Raw genomic sequence first — 22,988 nt, 5'->3', positions numbered from 1 at the left:
AAGAAAATTTCTATTAAAATGATCCTATTGCAAACGAGATAAATGCAATCATCATACCAATTTTAACTAATTTAGAAGCTTTTTTAGCATTTTTAGTTGATTGGTCTTTTAATATAGTATATGCTCCATAAAAAAAGGTTATTATGGCAAAAAATAGGACTAAGATATAATAAATACTAAAAATTCCATTGAAATATAAAATAGGGCTTAAAATACTAGCTAAAATCATTAAAAATCCAGCTAAATAGGAAGATTTTTTCATTCCATATAATATTGGAAATGTTCTTGCATTTTCTGCTTTATCTCCTTCAATATCTTCCATGTCTTTTGTAATCTCTCTTGCCATAGTCATAATAAACGCAAAAAATCCTAAATACAATGAAATTATAATTATATTTGTTGTCATTGTCTCTGAACCTATTATAAATCCTCCAAAGATAAAACAAAGGCCAGTTAAAATAGATATGCTCATATTTCCTATTATGGCAATTTTTTTCAAGGTATATGCATAATAATACATAAGCAATAATGATATTATTACAATAATTCCAGGTATTAAGCTATTTACAAGGTAACTTATTATAAATCCAATTATAATTGATAATAAAAACAATAGGTATGCGTATAGTTTAGCATTTTTAAGAGAAATCCTGCCTGAGGGAATTGGACGATTTGGTTTGTTAATAGCATCTATTTTATGATCAAAATAATCATTTATAACATTACCTCCTCCCATAGCTAGAAAAACAGCTATTCCTCCTAATATAATTGGGAGATTATAATTTTCTCCTATGATTGCCATTAAGACAACTGCTATTACTCCCATCACAGCATTTCCTGGGCGAATTATTTCGAGATATGCATTCATAAAACTACACCTATAATATAACCTGTATTTTTTATAATTTAAATTTATATTTCTTTATTTATTTTTTATTTTAATATTATTACTATTTTTATCTAATATTATTACTAATTAATATTATTATATTTATTAATGACATTAGTGATATTATTACTATTTATATTATTACTATTTCTATCTAATATTATTACTATTTATATTATTACTAACTTTATTAATATTATTATTTTTTATTTATTATTTAGTTTTATTATTTAATTTTATTATTTAGCTTTATTATTTGATCATTATTATTTAATTGAGTCTAATATACTTCCAAACTTTTGAGCTGTAGATATTATGGAATACTTATTTACTTCACTATTTCCATTATACCTTAAAACTTTATTTTCATTAAAATTATTGTAAAATTTCATAATACTATTTTTTGTTTCTTCTAATGTTGAAACATGATATCCAATCTCTGTTTTTTCAATTAAATCTTTAAGAGAGCCTTCTTTGTATCCAATTGATAAAACTGGTCTTTTCGCAGCTAAATATTCGTAAATTTTTCCAGGCAAAAACATTTCTTCTTTTTTGTTATTCCAAGATAATAAAAGCAATGCTTTTGATTCTTTTTGCTTTTTTAATACTTCTTCATGGGGTATTGTTCCATGGATATTCACTAAATCTTCAATTCCATATTCTGTAGCTGTTTCTTTAAGCCCAAAGTTATCTCCATAAAAATCTAGGGATAATAACAATGGATTAATCTTATTTTCATGTATAAGTTCACTTATTCCTTTAAATAATAGTTTTGGATCTCTTTTACCACCATAAAGAGAACCAGCATAGGTAAAATTTAATTTTTCCTGATTTTTGGGTGTATTATTGTTAGTAATGTCTTCAATATCATATCCACTCATAACAGTGCAAATCTTTTTTTGAGGGTGTAATTCTTTAAGTTTTTTTGAAGCTAATTCTGTTGTTGTGGTTAAAACATCTGCATATTCAAATGTTCTAATCTCTAATTTTTTCTCAAAATAATTTCTTATAAATGTATGTTTAATATAAGGGTTTAAATTCCATAAATCTCTTAAATCAGCAATCCACTTAAGATTATATTCTTTTTTTAGGTCTTTAGCTATTATATGGGAAGTCACTGGCCATGAGGAACTGATTATTGCTTCAACATTATTAATTTCGATTGTTTCTTTTGAAACTTCTATAGCAGGTTCATACCAGTATTTCATTCCATCTGGATATGCAAATATTTCACCTGCAATTGAAATAACTTTTGAAATAGTTTTTGAAATAGTTTTTGAGGTAGTTTTTGAGGTAGTTTCTGAAGTAGTTTTTGAGGTAGTTTCTGAAGTAGTTTTTGAGGTAGTTTCTGAATTATTTTTTGAAATAATTTTATTTTGATTATTAAAATTATCTTTGTTAAATTCTTTTATTTCATTTTTTGATTTGATTGCTGTATCTTTTTTTGTTTTATTAGTTTTATTTTTAAATTTATTAACCCATCTATCAGTCATATATTCATAATCGGTTTCAATAACTTTAAAATTTGAATTTTTAAAAGAATTTTTAAGATGACTTTCAAAGGAGTTTTCAAAAGAATTTTCATATTCAAGATTTGATTTAGGTACTATCACTATAGGTTCCCATCCAAATTGTGGTAGGTACTTTGCTAAACCTCTTAAACGTTTTGATGCAATTTCATTAGTTTGATTGAAATAGAAGGCTATTAAAAGAACCTTTTTCATTTATACACCTGATAATTTAATTTTAGAATAAAGCTTATTAATAATATAATTTAAAATATAAAGATTTAATATCAATAAATATTCGATAAAATATTAAAGATTCAATAAATAAGTAATTATTTAGCTAATTAGAATTATATAATTAATTATTAATATTTTCTGTATGATTATACTAGTTGTTATAATTATATTATTTTTGTTATAATTACTATTTATAGTTAGTAAATGCTAATTTTAGTAAAACATTTATAATTTAGTCTTATATATTAAACCAATATGATAATAAAACCAATTAAAACCAATTATATGATAATATTATATAATAATATAGTTTTATGATATAATATAATCTAATAAAATATGATTATATAATAATATAAGATATTGAATATTAGGTTAATATATTTTTTAAGAATGTATGAAAGATATATGAAAATATATTCTATCAATTATATTTAAATGATATAAAAGACAGATAATAATATGATTATAAGATTAGACAATAGTAATATTATTCATGATGTGGAGTATTATTCATAAGTAGGATATTATTTATATAGAATATTATTTATAATTTTATTATGTATAATTTGGCATAATTTATAAAATTTAATTTTATAAACTTACAATTTTGGATGGATAATAATTTCTATTATTATTACATTGTATTTCTATTACTATGTTTTAATTTTTTAATAATTCTTATAATAAATTTATAATACTTATATGTTGATTTACAAAATTTACTATAAATGTTAATTAAAGTTAATTAAACACTAAATATTCAAAATATTTATACAAAAAGGGTTACAAAAGGGTGTTCGATTTGGATAAAATAAAAATAGCTATTGTAGGTATGGGAAATTGTGCTAGTTCTCTTATTCAAGGAATTCATTATTATAAAAATAAAGATGAAAAAGATGCTATTGGTTTGATGCATTGGAAAATTGGGGATTATGAACCATCAGATATTGAAGTTGTAGCTGCATTTGATGTAGATAAGAGGAAAGTAGGAAAAACAATTGATGAAGCTATTTTCGCAAAACCAAACTGTACTACTATATTTCAAGAGAATATTCCTAAAAGTAGTGTAAAAGTATCTATGGGAAATGTTTTAGATGGTGTAGCTCCACACATGGAAGATTTTGAAGATGAATACACATTCATTGTTTCTGCTGAAGAATCTTCAGATATTGTAGAGGTTTTGAAAGATTCTGGTGCAGAAATTCTTTTGAACTATCTTCCTGTAGGTTCAGAAAAAGCAGCTAGGTTTTATGCTCAATGTGCTTTAGATGCAGGTGTTGCTTTTATTAATTGTATGCCTGTTTTTATTGTAAGTGATAATGAATGGGAAGCTAAATTCAGAGAAAAAGGAATTCCTGCTGTTGGTGATGATATAAAAGCTCAGATAGGAGCAACTATTACTCACAGAACTTTAGCTAATCTCTTTGAAGAAAGAGGAGTAAAATTAGATCATACATATCAGATTAATACTGGTGGAAATACTGATTTTATCAATATGCTTAGTAGAGAAAGGTTAGATTCTAAAAAAGAATCAAAAACAGAGGCTGTTCAGTCAGTACTTGCTGATAGGATGGATCCTCATGATATACATATTGGTCCAAGTGATTATGTTCCTTGGCAAAAAGATAATAAACTTTGTTTCCTTAGAATGGAAGGAAAAACCTTTGGTGATGTTCCAATGAACATTGAATTAAGGTTAAGTGTTGAAGATTCTCCAAATTCTGCAGGCTGTGTAATTGATGCAATTAGATGTTGTAAACTAGCTATTGGTCGAGGAATTGGAGGTAAACTCACTTCTATATCTTCTTATACAATGAAACATCCTCCAGAACAGTTTACTGATGATGAAGCTTATAAAAAGGTCAATGATTTTATTGATGGGACATTAGAAAGATAAAATATCTTTTTTACTTTTTTACCTTTTTTTCAATGTTTCTAATATTTATAATATTTTCAAATATTCATAAGCATTTTTAATATTTATAAATGTTTATAAGTATTTATAAATATTATTAATACTCATAATATTCTTAGATATTTCTAAATATCACTAGATACTCAGATATTCACAATATTTCTAGATATTTCTAGATATTTTTAGGTATTTCTAGTTATTTCTAAATATTTTAAATATTCTTTTATTATTTTTTCATTATCTTATTTTTATCATTTTCAATTAATTTATTACTATTATTCTCATTAGTATAGTAATATTCTAATATGTATAATACTATCTGGATTATATATTACTATTCTAATTATTATTCACTTTACTATTTTAATGATTATTCCTCTTAATATTCTAATTATTATTCATCCTAATATTCTAAATTATTATGTTAATATTTGATTAAATAGTATTATTTCAAATTATTTTTTAAATTATTATTACTTTTATTAAATATTAGTCTTGTAGTAAATAGCTAGTAAATTCTTTTACTAAATATTAGTAAATAATATAAAATTTAATAAATAATATAAAAATAAAAAATAGATAAATATTATTAGTACTTTTAACAATATATTATTATATTATAAAAATTATCTATGAAAATTACTTTTGATTTTCATACTTATTATTCATTGATAAATTTTACAGTTTAAATAAAATTCACTGTTTTATCTAAATTTTATGCTTTAAAATAAAATTTTGTTGTTTTATTGGAATTTTATGTTTAAATGAAATTTTGCTGTTTAAAAATGAAAATTATTGTTTAAATTATCTTTAATGGTATAAAACTGATTGTAAGGAAGGTAAATATTATGAAAACTACAAAAATTACAGAAACTGCCCTAAGAGATGCGCATCAGTCTCTGTTAGCTACTCGGATGAGGACTAGGGATATGGTTCCAATTGCTGAAGAAATGGATAAAGTGGGTTTTTTCTCAATTGAAGCATGGGGAGGAGCTACTTTTGATACCTGTATTCGTTATTTAAATGAAGATCCTTGGGAACGTCTTAGATTACTTAAAGAAAAGATCACTAAGACACCTATTCAAATGTTGATTAGAGGTCAAAATTTAGTAGGTTATAAACATTATCCAGATGATATTGTAGAAAAATTTGTAGAAAAGGCTTATGCAAATGGTGTTGATGTTTTTCGTGTTTTCGATGCTCTTAATGATATAGAAAATATGGAAACAGCAATTAAAACAGCTAAAAAACAGGGAGCTCATGTTCAAGGAACTTTAAGCTATACTACAAGTCCAGTACATACTCTTGATAATTTTGTAGATCTTGCAAAAGATTTAGAAGCATTAGAATGTGATTCAATAGCTATAAAAGATATGGCTGGATTGATAAGTCCAAAAAATATTCATGAACTTGTGACTAGGCTGAAAGAGGAAACTGATCTTTTGGTTAACTTACACTGTCATTGTACTAGTGGAATGACTCCAATCAGTTATTATGTTGCTTGTGAGGCTGGAGTGGATATATTAGATACTGCTATCTCTCCTTTATCTTGGGGAACATCCCAACCTCCAACTGAAAGTATTGTTGCAGCATTACAAGATACTGAATATGATTCTAAACTGGATCTTAAGAGATTGAATCATATTAAAAGGTATTTTGAAAATATTAAAGAGAAATATGCTTCTCTTCTTGATCCAATTACTGAAAAAATCGACACTGATGTTCTTATTTATCAGATACCTGGAGGTATGCTTTCTAACTTAGTTTCACAGCTAAAAGAACAGAATGCATTAGATAGATATCAAGATGTACTTGATGAAATGCCAAGAGTTAGAAAAGATATGGGTTATCCTCCTCTTGTTACTCCAACTAGTCAGATTGTAGGTATACAAGCGGTTATGAATGTTCTTGGTGGTAAAAGATATAAACTAGTCTCTAATGAAGTTAAAGAGTATATGAGGGGAAAATATGGTCAACCTCCTGCTCCAGTTAATCCTAAAATAGCTAAAAAGATAATTGGGGATGAAAAACCTATAACACATCGTCCAGCTGATGATCTTGAACCACAATATGATTATTACAAACAAGAAGGAGAAAAAGAGGGTTTAATTAAAAAAGAAGAAGATGTTTTAACTTTAGCACTTTATCCTCAAGTAGCTACTAAATTTTTAAGAGGAGAAGCTGAAGAGGAAAAAATTGAACCTAAAACAATACAAAACATGGAAGAATCAGAATTTGCTATCCCTACTGAATATAATGTTGAAGTAGATGGAGATGTTTTTGATGTTAGGATAATGCCAACTGGTTTTATGGAAATTGGTGAAGTAGATCCTTCAACTCTTTCTAGTCCTGTTGAAGGAGGCTTAACTTCTACAATGCAAGGAATGATTCTAAAGCTTAAAGTTAATGAAGGGGATAAAGTCAAAAAAGGAGATATTTTGGCAGTTATTGAAGCTATGAAAATGGAAAATGATATCCAAGCAGAGGAAGATGGTATTGTTGAAGAGATATTTGTAGCTGAGGGTGATGCTGTAAATGCTGGAGATACTTTAATGATAATTAGTTAATTGTTTTCATATTTTATCTTCAATTTTTTACTATTAGTTTTTTATTTCTATTTTATGAGTATTTTTATAATTTTCATATTTTGAATTTTATTTTTTTATTTTATTGATGTTTTTATTTGATGTTTTTAAAGTTATATTATTTATAAAAATTTTTTATTTTTATAAATTTAAAAATGAAGTTTTTATTGTTTATAAAAGTTTTTTATTTTTATAAGTTTAAAAATGAAGTTTTTATTATTTATAAAGTATTATATATGAAAAAATATAAAGTATAATATTATAATTTGTAACATACTAAAAATAATTAGTAAAATACTAAATATTAAGGTATTGTAAAATTTCTATTTTGAATTTTAGATATTATTTATAGTATAACTCATAATATATTCTTAAATTTATTATTGAATAGTATTATAAGCACTATTATTTAGAAAAATATTTTTAAGAGGTATTTTTTATATTTTATAATGTGTATTTTAATATAATTTAGATATAATTTAAGTATAGGAATATAATTTAATTATATAAATATAATTTAAATATATAATTATTATATTGTAATTATAATATATTGTAATCATGATCTTATTAGAGGATATAAGTTAGATTAATTTGGAGGAGAGTTTTTGGCAAGACAAGAACAAACACAAGAATTTAGAAGAGTAAGAACCCCAAGAAAAGGAGAAATTCCTGGTATTGTAGAACAAATCATGGGTCATGGAAAGTTAAAGGTTCGATGTGCAGATGGACATGTGAGAATGACAAGAATCCCTGGAAAAATGAAGAAAAGGATATGGATTAGAGAAGGAGACGTTGTTCTTGTAAAACCATGGGATTTCCAATCAGATGAAAAAGCTGATGTTATATGGAGATATACTAGAACTGAGTCCAATTGGCTTGAAAGAAAAGGATTTTTAAAAATGTAATTTTTATTATTTATTTTCATCTTATTTTTTTCATTATTATGTAATTAACATATATTTGATACTTTTATAATAATATTTAATACAATCCTATAAATTATTACAATTTTTAGACTTATTTATTGTCGTGTTAATTGGTTAGGGTCTTATCCATTTTTTGATTTCTAAATTAGATATTTTAATTAATATTGATAGAATTGTGGTTATTGTTATTATTATTTTATTTTCATTTTTATTTTTTGAGGTTTTTATATTGGATCCTAAAATAGCTAAAGCTGATGAAGAAGTTCAGAAACTTATCTCTAAAAAGAGAAAAAAAAGTGTTGAAGATAGAAGGGTGGGTAGTGAAATTTTTGATAAACAAACACTTGAAACCCTTTATAAATTAGCTAACCAAGGACATTTAGATGTTTTAAATGGAGCTATTAGCACTGGAAAAGAAGCTAATGTTTTAAAAGGAGTGATAAATAGTTCTTATATTGCTGTTAAAATTTATAGAATAGCCACTTCTGATTTTAAAAAAATGCAGTATTATATTCAAGGTGATCCAAGATTCAATATTCGTTCTAGTAATAAACGTCAACTTATTACTAATTGGGTTAATAAAGAATTTAGAAATCTTGCAAGAGCTTATGAAGCAAAGGTTAGTGTTCCAAAACCGATTATTGCATTAAATAATGTACTTATTTTAGAGTTTATTGGTTCTGATGATGGAGATCCTGCCCAAACTGTCAAAAACCAAAAACCAAAAGATGTTGATGATTTTTTAAATAAGCTGTTATTAGAAATAAAAAAATTTGTTAATAATGCTAATTTGGTCCATGGGGATTTATCAACATTTAATATTTTAAATAAAGATGAATATCCTGTAATCATCGATGTTTCTCAATCAGTAGTTAGAGATCATCCCATAGCTAATGAATTATTGGTTAGAGACATAAAAAATATTTATAAAGAGTTTAAAAAAATGGGATCTTCATATTCATTAGAAGATATTCTTAATAAATTAGAATTTGATATTAATTTAGATATAGATTAAACATTTTTCAAGCCTTACTTTTCTTCATTTTAGTCTTTATTAATTTTTATATTTTTAATTTTTATTAGGTTTTATTTTTATTAGGTTTTATTTTTCTTAAGTTTTATCTCTCTTCCTTTTTTATATTATTTTTGTAATGTTATTTTAGTATATTACTTATCAGTTGCTCTTAGATTTACTTTATATATTAGATTTTGCTAATTATAGTTAGTTGTATAATATAATAGTCTAATATATTTAATAATAAAATAAACATGGAATAGAAATAAATAAGTATAAGTTAGATACTAGATATAAAGATATTATATTAATTATATTAAATTATAGTTAAATTATTATATAAATTATATTAAATTAGTAAAAATTAGTAATAATCAATGTTTATCAAACTAAATCATTGGTTACTAATAATAAATTCTTATTAGGTTATTATTAAGCAGGTTATTATTAAGCTGTATTATTAAATTTTAGATTTTAATATTAGTTTTTAGAGTTAGTATTAAATTTTAGATTTTAATAATTTAATTGTTATTTGTTTATGAATTAAAATTATTTATGAATTAGAGATTAGAGGTGAAAATTTGCCAACAACAGAATATCTTAAGATCCCACAGGATAGAATAGGGGTTTTAATAGGAACAAATGGTGAAACTAAACAAAAAATTGAAAAAACTACTCATACATGGTTAGATATAGATGGGGAGGAAGGAACTGTAATTGTTTCTCCAAGTGAGGAAATGGAAGATCCTCTTGGAGTTTGGAAAACTAATCATGTAGTTAAAGCTATTGGGAGAGGTTTTAACCCAGAAATAGCTTTAAAACTAAATGAAGATGATATTTATCTAGAAATAATAAAACTAACCTTATATGTAGGTAAGTCTAAAAAAGCATTAGCTAGACAAAAAGGACGTATTATTGGTAAAGATGGTAGAACTAGAGAGATTATAATCAGTATGGCGGAAGTGGACATGGCGATTTATGGTAAAACTGTTGCCTTTATTGGTGAACTTGAAAATGTCATGGTGGCAAAAGAAGCTGTTGAAATGATTCTTAATGGTTCACAACATAAATCTGTTTATGGTTTTTTAGAATCTAAACAAAGTGATAGAAAAATGAAGGAATTTAAATCGATGGTTGGAATTGAAAATGATAAAATAGAATTTCGAGACGATTTAGATGATTGATAATTAGATTTATGCTACTTTTTAATCAATTCATTTAATTTTTTAAATCATTTAATTTTTTAAAAATTTTTATATTCTATTATTATTTATAAAGATATTATTAATTTATAAAGATTCATACATTATTAGGATTCATATCCTTCATTAATTTATAAATATTTGTACTATTTTATAAGATTTTATGGTTATATAAAAAATTCAATAAATTAAATATTATAAAAAATATCTTCATATAGTTTAATTTATCTTTATCTATAAAATTTGATGATATACTACAAAAACCTTATATAGGTTACAAGCCATATAGATATATAGGTAAAAATATTACAAATTTGTAATCGCATTATTAAATTCTACCATATGTATTTATTTATATGATATTTTGACAATATGTTTTTAATTATTACTTTCAGTTAAACATTTTTACTTCAGTTAAAATATTTTTATTTAATTATGTACTGGTTTATGATTTTATTATTAATAATGATTATTAAATAATTAGTAATAATAATTTATATAATCAATAATATGTTTATAATTAATAATATTGCTTATTAATAAAAATCATTTAAATGTTATGTTTATGGTTATTTATTATATTTTTAAGTTTATTTATTATATTTCTAAATATTTTAAGAATATAAATAATCCTAAGAATTTAAATAATTAATTAAAAGTTTTAACAACTAATTTAAATTGAATTTAGCTAAATATTAAATTTATTAATATTATTTAATGAATTATTAAATATCATTTAAAATTATTAAATATTATTTAATAAATCATTAAGATTATTTAATAAAAAATTAAATTTAAAAGTTTTTATAATAGGAGGTTTAATTTGTCACAACAAGCATCAGAACTCTTTGACAATTTTCAAGAATTGACACCTTCAGAGTTCTTTAGAAAAAATAAGCAAATGTTAGGTTTCACTGGGAAAATAAGGTCTTTAACAATCGTTTTCCACGAACTCATAACTAATAGTTTTGACGCAGCTGAAGAAGCAGGTATTCTTCCTGAAATTAAAATTGATCTTAAAAGAGTTGATAAAGATCATTATATTCTTAGGCATTCTGATAATGGTCCTGGAATCCCTGAAGACTATATAATGAAAGTTTATTGTACTATGTTTGCAGGTTCTAAGTTTAGAAACATTCAGTCAAGAGGTCAACAAGGTTTAGGATGTAGTGGTTGTGTTCTATTATCTCAAATGACTACTGGTGAACCAGCAAGAGTAAAATCTGCTTGGGAAGTTGATGGGGAACTTAAAGGAGCAGATCTTGAATTTAAGATGGATGTTAAGAAAAATAAAGGAATGCTTTTAAATCGTAAAAGTTATGATCCAAAACATACTGGTGTTTGTATAGAACTTGAGTTTAAAGATGTTTCTTATTCTTTAGCTGAACAAGGAGCATTTGAATACATTAGGAGAACTATGATTGGTAATCCTCATGCAAAAATAATATTTAGGGATCCAACCAGTCATAAGTACATATTTAATAGGGCTGCTGATATGGTTCCTGTGCTTCCTAAAGAAGTATTACCTCATCCAAGGGGAGTAACTGCTGATGATTTAATCTTCATGGCTAAGCACACTGATAAAAGGAGATTTAGGAGTCTTCTTACAAGCTCTCTTTCAAGAATGTCAAATAAGAGAATTGCTGAAATTGAAGAATTAACTGGAATTGATTTGAATAAACGACCAAAAGATATGAAGTGGGAAGAAGCTGAAGCAATTGTTGATGCTTTCTCTAAAATGGACTTTATGGCACCTCCAACTTCTGGCCTTATTCCTATTGGTGATGATCAGATTGAAGATGGTATGAAAGAGATTCTTAAACCAGAGTTTATTGCAGCTACTACAAGAAAACCTGTTACTTACAGGGGAGGTGTAGCTTTTATCATTGAAGCAGGAATTGCTTATGGTGGAGATGCTGGAAGACTTGTAAATGATCAAAGAAAATCTGAAATTATGAGATTTGCAAATAGGGTTCCTCTGTCTTTTGATCAAGGTAGCTGTGCTATTACAGAAGCCTTAAAAAGTATTGATTGGAAAAGATATGGTTTAAGAGATTTAGAAAATACTCCTATCACTGTATTTGTTAATATGATTTCTACACAAGTTCCTTATCTATCAACTGGTAAACAAAGTATAGCTCCAGAACCAGAAATCATTCATGAAGTAAGACAAGCTACAATGAAAGTAGCTAGGAAGCTTCAAAAATATTTAAGAGCTAAAAAAGCAGCTAAAGAAGAAGCAATGAGGTCTAAAATATTTGAAGATTATGTTCCTGTTATCATTAGAGAATCTGCTAAACTTGCTGAAACTGATGTTCCTGAATTTCAAGAGGTTTTAGCTAAAGTAACAAGAAGATCACTTGCAGAACTCTTGGGTGAAAATCCTGATAAGGCTGAAGAAGAAGTTGAAGGGGAATTTGCATCTGATCTTGATGATACTATTGAAAATGATGATAATAAATCAGAAGAAACATTAGAAAATATGGAATAATTTTAAGGTAAGGTATTATTTATGTCTGAAGTTAAAGATAATAAAAATTTATCAAGAAAAGAAGTTTCTTATAATAAGCTTAAAGGATTAGGTGAAGAGATTATTGAAGATGTTATTAAAAAAGATATTCCTTCTTTAAAAGTTCCATCTCGTGGTACATCTAATATTGTTTATGATGATGCTAAGCGTTATTTTGTTTTAGGGGATAGATATGGTAAAAGATCTCTTGGAAACGTGAAACAAATTAAAAAAATCGGGCAAATGGTTCAAGTAGCTAATTTCTGTAAAGATCTTGTTCAAAGAGAAAAAACAGCTACGTTAAGGGAGATGTATTATGTTAGTGAAGGTTGGGATATTGGTTTTGATAACCAGCAAGAATCTAACATTGTTGGGGAAGACATTGAAGTAACTTTAGGAATGAGCCGTGAAGACTTAGGTTTAATGCCAGAAGAAGATGGAGCATCTGTTTATGGAAATATTATTCTTAAAGAAGGTGATGTTGAGATTGATGCTTTAAAATCAGGTAAATCTGGCTATACAATTTCTCCTACTATTGATGAAGTAGAATTTCTTGATCATGATGTTGAAAGAGTTATTGCTGTTGAGACTATGGGGATGTTTCATAGGATGGTTCAAGAGGAAGCTTATAAAAAATTCAATACTCTGATTGTTGGGCTTAAAGGACAAGCTGCAAGAGCTACAAGAAGATTTTTAAAGAGAGTTAATGAAGAATTAAATCTTCCAGTTTATATTTGTAACGACGGAGACCCTTGGGGTTTTCACATAGCTATGGTTATTATATCTGGAAGTGCTAAACTTGCACATGTTAATCATGATTTAGCTACTCCTAATGCTAAATTTTTGGGAGTTACAGCTAGTGACATTGTTAACTATGAACTTCCAACCGATCCTTTAAAGGATATTGATGTTTTAAGATTGAAAGAGTTATCTAATGATCCAAGGTACAGAGATCCAACTTGGCAAACTGAAATTAAAAAAATGCTTAAAATTGGTAAAAAAGCAGAACAGCAATCATTTTCTAAGTATGGGCTTGAATATGTTGTAGATACATATTTCCCTGAGAAATTGGAGTTATTAAGTTAATTTAACTTTTAATTAATTTAATTTTTTGTTCTTTTTTCTCATTTTTATTTTATTTTTCTTTATTCTTTTTATTCTTCTTTATTCTTATTCATTCTTCTTTATTCTTTTTTTATTTTATTCTTTTTTATTTTTATTTATTTTTATTCATTCTTTTTTTTATTATAATTATATTATTATTTTATCCATATTTTTACTATCATACTTTTACTATTATTTCTATTATCTCTATTATTTTTATTATCTCATTTATTTCTATTATTTCTTAGTTTCTCATTTTTTGTATATTAAAAATATTAATATTTACATTGTGTTTATTGTATTTTTAAAAAATTATTAATATTTTAAAATAATAAATATTATATTAATAATGAATATTATATTAATAATGAATACTATTATACTAAATATCCTGTGTACAGGAGATTATATAAAAATGGGATTTTATGGATAATATAGATAAAGTTTGGGATAAATTACTAAAAATCACAAACAACCTTGAGAATATGGAAGCAAAGATAATCAATATTGGGACTGTTGAAACTGGAATGTGGACTTTGTTGAAATGTAAATATGGTTGTAGTAACTATGGTAAATCTCTTGGTTGTCCACCTTACACTCCAACAGCTGATGAAATGGAGAAAGTTTTAAGATGTTATGATGTTGGAATTCTTCTTCGAACAAAAGATGATATGGGGACTATAAATAAAGTTGTTGTTGATTTAGAATATTTTGCATTGGACATTGAGTTTTTTAAAGCTTTTGCTTTAGGTGCTGGAAGATGTAAAATATGTGAAAGATGTAACTTAAGTCAATGTATTCACCCTAAACTTCATAGGCCTTCAATGGAAGCTTGTGGAATTGATGTCCAAACTACAGCTAAAAATAATGGATATAATCAGATGATTGGTGTTGAAAATGGTGAAAAATTTTATTATGATTATGGTTTATTATTGATCGACTAAATTTAATTTTTTATTAATTTTTATTAATATTTTATAATAAATGTTAATGGTCATTATTTATTATCATTATATTCTTAATTTTGATATAATGGTTTATTTATCCAATTATCATTTTTTAATTTAATTGTTGATTATATTTATTAATGGGATATATATTAATTAGTTCATAATAAGTAGTTTTAAATAGTTATGTATTTATAGGTAATATTAATAGATAAGGTAATATTGATAGATAATATTATCTAAAATCTAATCTGATAATTTATAATTTTACTATTTAATACTAAATTGTATATTATTCTAAATTGTATATTATTAAAAACATTATTAAAGTAATTATAATAATTATAATCATTGAAATAATAAATACTATGAGTTTTTATAACTCTTTTAATATATAATGGAGACTGTTGTAATGAAATCGGTAGTTATAAATGGATATGGAACAATAGGAAAAAGAGTAGCTGATGCTGTTTCAGTTCAAGATGATATGAAAGTTATTGGTGTTAGTAAAACTAAACCTGATTTTGAAGCTAGAATGGCAGTTCAAAAAGGTTATGATTTATATATAGCTATACCTGAAAGAGAAAAACTTTTTGATAAAGCAGGAATTGAAATAGCTGGAACTGTTGATGAAATGATATCTGATGCAGATATAGTTGTTGACTGTACTCCTGGAAATATTGGTCCTCAAAATCTTGAAAAATATAAAAAAGCTGGTGTAAAAGCTATATATCAAGGTGGAGAAGACCATGACTTAACTGGACTATCTTTTAATTCATTTTCAAATTATGATGATTCTTATGGTGCAGATTACTCTCGTGTAGTTTCATGTAATACTACAGGTCTTACACGTAGTTTAAAACCTATCGATGATCTTTGCGGAGTAAAAAAAATTAGAGCTGTAATGGTAAGACGTGGGGGAGATCCTTCTCAAGTTAATAAAGGCCCTATAAATGCTGTTGTTCCTAATCCTCCAACTGTTCCTTCTCATCATGGACCTGATTTGAAAACTGTAATGTATGGGGCAAATATTACTACAGTTGCACTTCTTGTTCCAACCACTTTAATGCATCAACATAATTTAATGGTTGAATTAGAAAATGATGTTGCCTTAGATGAGGTTATAGATGTTCTTGAAAACAGGTCAAGAGTTCTGTTACTTGAAGCAAAAGAAGGATTAGGCTCTACTGCTGAGTTCATGGAATATGCAAAAGAACTTGGAAGAAGTAGAAATGATTTATTTGAAATTCCAATCTGGAAAGAATCTCTAAATATCGTGGATGGAGAACTTTTCTATATGCAAGCTGTTCACCAGGAATCCGATGTTGTACCAGAAAATGTTGATGCAATAAGAGCTATGCTTGAATTAGAATCTGATAATGAGAAATCAATAGCTAAAACTAATAAAGCAATGGGAATTTTATAATTTTCAATTTATTAGAATTCATTTCTTGTTTAAATCCTCTATTTTAAATTCTATATTTTAAATTTTTCATTTTAAATTTTTCATTCATGATTTTTTATTATTTAATAATTATTTTTTAATAATTATTTTTTAATAGTTATTTCAAGAATTTTTTAGAAATTATTTTACTGTTAATTTTTAGCTTATTCCTAATGTTATTTTATTTAATGTGATAAATATGAAACCTAATATTATTTTTGGACCTGCTGGAAGACCTATTGATTATAAAGGAGCTGCTTATGAAGCTTGTAGCTACATAACTAAGGAAGGTTTGAGGGCTTATGAATATCAAGCAGGTCGTGGACTTAGAATTGGTCAAAAATCTGCTAATATATTAAAAGAAGAATCAATTAAAGAGGATATTTTAGTATCTATTCATGCTCCATATTATATTAATTTATCTGCCGTTGATGAAAAAAAGCTTGATATGTCTATTGAAACTTTAATGAAAACTGCTCAAGTAGCTGATTGGATGGGAGCTTATAGAATTGTATTTCATCCTGGTTATTACTTAAAAAACAATCCTTCTGATGCATTAGCTATTGCAAAAAATGCATTAAATAGGGTCATTTCTAAGCTTGATGATGAAGGTATTTATGATTATACCTTTGCACCTGAGACCACTGGTAAAAGATCTCAACTTGGAAATATTGATGAGATAATCGAGCTTTGTTCAAGTTTTGATTGTGTTAAACCAACGATTGATTTTGCACATATTCATGCTAGAGGAAGAGGATATATTCAGAAAAAAGATGATTATAATTGTGTTTTATCAAAATTAGAGAATAATCTTGAAATTGATAGATTACATTGTCATTTTACTAGAATTGAATATACAAAATCTGGTGAAAGAAGACATCATACTTTTGATGAAATAGAATATGGTCCTGAATTGAAATGGCTTCTTGAATCTTTTATAGAGAATGATTGGAAAGCTACGATAATTTGTGAGACTCCTTTACTTGATAAAGATGCTTTAAAAATGAAAGAACTTTATGAAAGTTTGCTTATATGATTTTTATAGCTCCTTTATCTTTTTATAACTTTTTTGACTTCTTCGATTCTTTTGCTATAGTATGATTTATATATTTTATCCTGTATTGGTCTTTATTTTTTGTATTCTTTTTTAGCTATTTTATCGGCTTCTTTTTTGCTAATGTTTCCTTTATTTCTTAATATCTTAAAGTCATTGAGATTTATTTAATCATCCAATAATTCTGACCAATCTTTTAATAATATAGGTTTTTCTCTTTTTCTATTATTCATTTTTTGAATTATATATTTTTTAGATTCTTTAAAATATATTAGTATTATAAGTTACATTAGATTTTTCTTAGAGCTATTGAAGAGTATTATAATTATTCAAAAAAATATTAATAAGATATTTTTACATCTGTATTTCCTTTTAAATCTTGATTTTTGTTCTAATAGCTAGCTGTTCTGTCTAAGAAGTTTTTTAACACTAGTAATGATGAGATGAGTGTTTATTTTTCATATATCTTTTTTATTTTATTTAATGAAATTTTTTATAATATTTATATTTAGTTTAACCTAAAATTTATATATTAGTATATTCTAAGTTATTAGCAATGATAAAAATTTTATGATAAAAATTTTTATAAAAAAGGTGATAAAAATGAATACAGAAGAAAAATCTCTTCCTCTTTTAGGAGATGATTTTCCAGAATTGAATGTACAAACAACTCAAGGAATGATGAAACTTCCTGATGCATTTAAAGATAAATGGTTTATTTTATTTAGCCATCCATCAGACTTTACACCAGTTTGTACTACAGAGTTTGTATCTTTTCAAAAAAACTATGAAAAGTTTAAAAAACTTAACTGTGAATTAATTGGTCTTAGTGTTGATCAAGTATTTTCACATATAAAATGGATTGAATGGATAAAAGACAACCTTGATGTTGGGATAGAGTTTCCAATAATTGCAGACACTGGTGCTGTAGCTAGTTCTTTAGGAATAATTCATCCTGGAAAAGGAACTACAACTGTCAGATCAGTTTTTATTGTAGATAACAATGGTAAAATTAGAACTATATTACATTATCCTCAAGAAATGGGAAGGAATATAGAAGAAATTCTCAGAATCGTTAAAGGTTTACAGACTGGTGATAAAAATAAAGTAGCTATGCCTGCTAATTGGCCTGAAAATGAAATTGTTTCTGATGAAGTTATTATCCCACCTGTACCAACTATGGATGCAATAAAAAAAAGAAATAAACAAAGGGAATCTGGTGAGATTAGTGGCTATGACTGGTGGTTCTGCCATAAAAAGTTGTAAATAATAATTTTATTTAATTTTTTATTTTTAATATTATTAGCTTATTCTTTTTATTTTAGAAAATCAAAGATTTTTTAGGTTAATAAATTTTTTGAATTTCCTTAGCTTTGTTGAAATCTTTATTAAAAGTTATTATTTTCATTTTATTATGGTTCTATTATTGTATTTGTTTTGTTTAAGCATTTAAGTATTACTTTTTTATGGTTTGTATTAAAAGGATTTTTCATAATATAATATTAATCTCCTATCCAAAAAACAAACCTAAATCATAAATTATTAAAAACGGACTTGAAAGAATTTGAAACCCTCTATCTTTAGATTAGTTTCCTTAATGATTTTTTAATCCAATTTTAACTTTTATTACATATTTTTAATTTGAAATAATGGCTTTTGACTTTATACAATTTATTTAAGATGTTGCATTGACTTGAAATTATTTTTTATAAAAAATATAATTAATGCAATAATCTAAAATTATTTATAATAAATAAACTATAATATTAAGTATTATAAAAAAAGTTTGAGAGGTTATTTATATTACAGAGTATTCAGTTAAGAATATGGAGAATATTTTAACAAGATTAAGAAGAATAAAGGTGTAACTATCACTGAATCTTCTCACTACATAAAACGAGTGAAAAGAGATTATTGTGGTTCTGAATTAAGTTATAATATTCTTAAAAAAAGCATTCCATTGTATATAAAACCTCCTATAAATAACAAATTCAGAGTAACTTACTCACATCCAGATACAAGTAAATATAATCTTGTGATTGTGATATTTATAATATAAAATTAATAACCACTTTTCCAGAATCTAAATCTAAAATTGAAGGAGGATATGAATAATGTTTAAAGAACATAAAATATTAAATCATGAATATGACTGCGAAGCTGATGCATTATACATCAAAGTTAAAGATTATCCAAATCCAGAAGCTGCTCCGTTAACTGATAATATTATATTAGATTTTACTAAAGAAGGGGAAATCGTAGGTTTAGAAATAATAAACACATCTCGTGTATTAAATACTACTGTTAAAAGTCTTGAAAATATTAATAGTATAGATTTAATAGTTAAAGTTACTAAATACCAAATACTTGTTAATGCTATTTTCACATTACCTATTAAAGACCATGATGAGTTTAAAATAGCTAATGCTACTGTTGTTAATGATAGTAATATACCATTTATGGATGAAAAATTAGCAACAGCTTAATTATTATTTTTTAATAACATAAATATATTTATTATTACTTATATTACAAAAATTAGTGAGATAATATAATACTAAGATTAGGAATATTTAGTTTTTTTATAATATTTAGTTTATATTTCAGTGTATAACAATTATAATTTTTAATAGTATGAAGTTAACTATTAGAATAATTTGGTGTTTATTCCTTTAAATTAGAGTATATTGTTAATTAATTATTTTTTGTTTCTTATTTTACATGGTTTTTGTTTGAAAGATTTTTGTGTTTTTCCTTTTTTGTGTTTGTTGTAGCTTGCTTTATGTCTCCAGATAAACACCAAGTGATGTTTTTGTGATGTCGTTTGCTTTGCTTATATGTGATATCATTGCTGCTGTCTGCATACATATAAAAACCATCATAGTATGTTCTGTGATGTTGTTGAGTTAATTTTTTTGTGGTTTTTAGTATATTTTTTCTTTTTTGGGGTTTTATTTTTCTTTGTTTTGTTATTGGAAGTTGTTTTAATATAATTTTTTTTTAATTAGTTTAATTAGTTTTTTTTTTTATTATTATTATTATTATTATTTTAAATGATAACTAGAAATTCATTTTAATAAATTATTATTAACTTTTACTTGTTTTTAAAATTTTTTATTCAATAAAAATAATATTTTTAATAAATCTGATAAATTTTATATTCTATTAATTTCAGAAATATGGCATGAAATTATTTACACTTATTTTTGAGATTAATTTTTCTAATTAAAACAAAAAACAATTCAAATTTTTGCTTGTTTTTTCATTATTTCAGCGATATATTTATATATTATGAATTAGAGAATATTAGACTATAATAGGCTTAAGTCTATTATGAAAATTAAATATATAAATGTGGAGATTTGATTAATATGAAAAAAACTGAATTACCAATTGCACCAGTTGCAAGAATAGTAAAAAACGCAGGCGCAGACAGAATTAGTGAAGATGCAAAAGAAGCATTAGCTGAAGCTTTAGAAGAATGTGCAACTACTGTTGCTCAAAAAGCTGTTTCCTATGCAAAACATGCTGGTCGTAAGACTGTTAAAGCTGAAGATGTAAAATTAGCTGTTAGCTCTTCCAAATGCTAAGTTTTATAGCTTAAGAAAAGTTAAATAGATTATTATTTAGCCTTTCTTTCATTTTTTATTTTTAATTATTATTACAAAATTTCATTAAATAATTTATATTATATTCTATTTATCTAAATTCAATAACTTTTTTAATTATTTATATAAAAATCTTTTTCATAGATACTTATTTTAAATTAGAACTATTTTAAATAAATTTCATCATATCAAACATATCAATATATATTAAAATATATAAAATATATTGAAATATTATATATTAAAATGTTTAAAAATATTAAAAAATAATGATAATGATTAAGTTCTTATAGTTGTAATATCAATATATATTATTATTTAATTATTATTATTTTATTTAATTATTATTGAAAAATATAAAATAATAAGTTTAATAATTTTAACTTAATAATACAATTTTAACTTAATAATTTTAATTTAATAATACAATTTTAATTTAATAATTTTAATTATATAATTTAATTATATAATTTAATAGGTGAATACTTGAAATCTGATAATAAAAAACATGAGTCCCAAGTAATATATAACAAATCAAACACTAATAAATCAGAATCTAAAGAAGAAGCTAAAAAGATTGTAATTCAGAGTGTTGGATATCCTTTTAATTTTCCTCTTATGGATGTTCATAATTTAGAAATTTCAGATGAAAAATTATTTGAACATTATTCTAAAGAACAATGGATGGGTTGTGATGTTAATAAAGGCTCCTATCTATTTGATCAAAAAATCCTTCCTGATTATGGGTTTAAAGTTTTGGAAGCATCTCCTGATAATTCAATAATTGGAGAAAACACTTCTATTATATTAAAAACAGAAGAAACTATTTCTAAAGATATTAAAACTATTTCTACTAATTTAATGCTTGAAGATGTTATAGGTCAAGAAAAAGCAAAAAGTAAGTGTAAAATAGTAATGAAATATTTAGAAAATCCTGAAAATTTTGGAGAATGGGCTCCTAAGAATATTTTATTTTATGGTGTTCCAGGTACTGGTAAAACTATGTTAGCTAAGTCATTAGCTAATGAGCTTAATGTTCCCTTATATTTAGTTAAAGCAACTTCATTAATTGGTGATCATGTTGGTGATGGTGCACGTCAAATACATGATCTTTTTGAAATGGCTAACAAAACATCTCCTTCTGTAATTTTCATCGATGAAATGGATGCTATTGCTTTACATAGAAAATTCCAATCAATAAGAGGAGATGTGTCTGAAATTGTAAATGCTCTTTTAACTGAAATGGATGGAATCAGTAATCATGAGGGAGTTGTTACTATAGCTGCAACTAATAACCCTGAACACCTTGATTATGCTATAAGAAGTCGATTTGAGGATGAATTTGAATTTGTAATGCCTTCATTTGAAGAAAGAATTATCATGATTGAAAATTTCATTGAAACTATGCCTTTTGAAGTCGAAGTTTCATCTAAAAAACTTGCTCAAATGTCTAAAGGTATGTCTGGAAGAGATATAAAAGAAAAATTATTAAAATCCGCACTTCATAGAGCTTTATATGATGATAAAGAAAAAATAGAATTAAAACACTTTGAAGAAGGGTTAAATAGCTATAAATCTAAAAATGATAATAGTAAGAATATGTTTGTATAATTCTATTTATTAAATAAATTTATTCTTTCTAATTCTTTACTATTTTTAATATATTTCTATTTTTAATACTTCTTGCTTATTTTATTTTTAATATTTTTTATTTAGATATTCTATTTTCATATTTCTATAGGTATATTCTATTTTAATATTTTTTATTTAGATATTCTATTTTGATATTTTTTATTTATAGTTAAATTTATATACTATGAATTACATAAAGAGCATTCGGTATTATAAAAAAAGAAAAATCTATATGTTCACTTTTAAGAATGTATTTTAAAAAATTATACATATATTTTTCTTTTAAAAATGATATTGTATTCCATTCATTTTGAAAATTTTCATTATTTTCTTTTATGATTGGATTTTTAGAATTAATTAAAATAGCGAATGATTACTAAATGAAATATATAAAATTTAGTTTTATC

The 22,988-nt window shown here is 24.7% G+C and carries 16 protein-coding genes; 14 read left to right on the top strand and 2 right to left on the bottom strand.

The features are described 5' to 3' along the window. Positions 1-13 precede the first annotated feature (13 nt). A complete protein-coding gene (locus MBBAR_RS06305; RefSeq protein WP_080460454.1) occupies positions 14-868 on the bottom strand; it encodes a UbiA family prenyltransferase in 855 nt (284 codons plus the stop codon). Between the two features lie 287 nt (positions 869-1,155). Continuing rightward, the gene (locus tag MBBAR_RS06300; RefSeq protein ID WP_211272919.1) at positions 1,156-2,613 is read right to left on the bottom strand and encodes a glycosyl transferase GT4 family protein; all 1,458 of its coding nucleotides are present in this window, start codon (positions 2,611-2,613) and stop codon (positions 1,156-1,158) included. 826 nt (positions 2,614-3,439) lie between these two features. On the opposite strand from MBBAR_RS06300, the gene MBBAR_RS06295 reads away from it, so the two are divergent. The 14 genes from MBBAR_RS06295 to MBBAR_RS06230 all read left to right on the top strand — a co-directional run bounded on the left by MBBAR_RS06295 (position 3,440) and on the right by MBBAR_RS06230 (position 22,560). After that, positions 3,440-4,534 (top strand): inositol-3-phosphate synthase, encoded by a 1,095-nt coding sequence (locus MBBAR_RS06295; protein WP_080460453.1) that lies wholly within the window; start codon positions 3,440-3,442, stop codon positions 4,532-4,534. Between the two features lie 866 nt (positions 4,535-5,400). After that, on the top strand, positions 5,401-7,119 hold the full coding sequence (gene oadA, locus MBBAR_RS06290; protein WP_080460452.1) for a sodium-extruding oxaloacetate decarboxylase subunit alpha: 1,719 nt from the start codon (positions 5,401-5,403) through the stop codon (positions 7,117-7,119). 626 nt (positions 7,120-7,745) lie between these two features. Beyond that, positions 7,746-8,045, top strand: a complete 300-nt coding sequence (gene eif1A, locus MBBAR_RS06285; protein ID WP_042703145.1) for a translation initiation factor eIF-1A — start codon at positions 7,746-7,748, stop codon at positions 8,043-8,045. Positions 8,046-8,295: 250 nt separating this feature from the next. After that, a complete protein-coding gene (locus MBBAR_RS06280; protein ID WP_080460460.1) occupies positions 8,296-9,081 on the top strand; it encodes a serine protein kinase RIO in 786 nt (261 codons plus the stop codon). Positions 9,082-9,662: 581 nt separating this feature from the next. Next, complete coding sequence (locus MBBAR_RS06275) at positions 9,663-10,265, top strand: KH domain-containing protein (RefSeq protein WP_080460451.1); 603 nt, start codon at positions 9,663-9,665, stop codon at positions 10,263-10,265. 841 nt (positions 10,266-11,106) lie between these two features. Further along, a complete protein-coding gene (gene top6B / locus MBBAR_RS06270) occupies positions 11,107-12,774 on the top strand; it encodes a DNA topoisomerase VI subunit B (protein WP_080460450.1) in 1,668 nt (555 codons plus the stop codon). Between the two features lie 21 nt (positions 12,775-12,795). Continuing rightward, entirely contained in the window at positions 12,796-13,878 is a 1,083-nt protein-coding gene (locus MBBAR_RS06265; RefSeq protein WP_080460449.1) for a DNA topoisomerase IV subunit A, read from the top strand. Between the two features lie 443 nt (positions 13,879-14,321). Further along, the gene (locus MBBAR_RS06260; RefSeq protein ID WP_080460448.1) at positions 14,322-14,840 is read left to right on the top strand and encodes a DUF2284 domain-containing protein; all 519 of its coding nucleotides are present in this window, start codon (positions 14,322-14,324) and stop codon (positions 14,838-14,840) included. 415 nt (positions 14,841-15,255) lie between these two features. Continuing rightward, the gene (locus MBBAR_RS06255) at positions 15,256-16,269 is read left to right on the top strand and encodes a phosphorylating glyceraldehyde-3-phosphate dehydrogenase (protein WP_080460447.1); all 1,014 of its coding nucleotides are present in this window, start codon (positions 15,256-15,258) and stop codon (positions 16,267-16,269) included. A gap of 217 nt (positions 16,270-16,486) precedes the next feature. Continuing rightward, complete coding sequence (locus MBBAR_RS06250; RefSeq protein WP_080460446.1) at positions 16,487-17,323, top strand: TIM barrel protein; 837 nt, start codon at positions 16,487-16,489, stop codon at positions 17,321-17,323. A gap of 621 nt (positions 17,324-17,944) precedes the next feature. Beyond that, complete coding sequence (locus MBBAR_RS06245) at positions 17,945-18,607, top strand: peroxiredoxin (RefSeq protein ID WP_080460445.1); 663 nt, start codon at positions 17,945-17,947, stop codon at positions 18,605-18,607. A gap of 848 nt (positions 18,608-19,455) precedes the next feature. Continuing rightward, the gene (locus MBBAR_RS06240; protein ID WP_080460444.1) at positions 19,456-19,827 is read left to right on the top strand and encodes a DUF2283 domain-containing protein; all 372 of its coding nucleotides are present in this window, start codon (positions 19,456-19,458) and stop codon (positions 19,825-19,827) included. Between the two features lie 885 nt (positions 19,828-20,712). After that, positions 20,713-20,931: a histone family protein gene (locus tag MBBAR_RS06235; protein ID WP_080460443.1), complete on the top strand. Its 219-nt coding sequence runs from the start codon at positions 20,713-20,715 to the stop codon at positions 20,929-20,931. Positions 20,932-21,435: 504 nt separating this feature from the next. Beyond that, on the top strand, positions 21,436-22,560 hold the full coding sequence (locus MBBAR_RS06230; protein WP_080460442.1) for an AAA family ATPase: 1,125 nt from the start codon (positions 21,436-21,438) through the stop codon (positions 22,558-22,560). Positions 22,561-22,988: the final 428 nt, after the last annotated feature.

The sequence above is a fragment of the Methanobrevibacter arboriphilus JCM 13429 = DSM 1125 genome, from assembly GCF_002072215.1.
Classification (GTDB): domain Archaea; phylum Methanobacteriota; class Methanobacteria; order Methanobacteriales; family Methanobacteriaceae; genus Methanobinarius; species Methanobinarius arboriphilicus.
The sequence above is the reverse complement of the archived record's forward strand: the minus strand, read 5'-3'. Positions and strand labels throughout refer to the sequence as shown.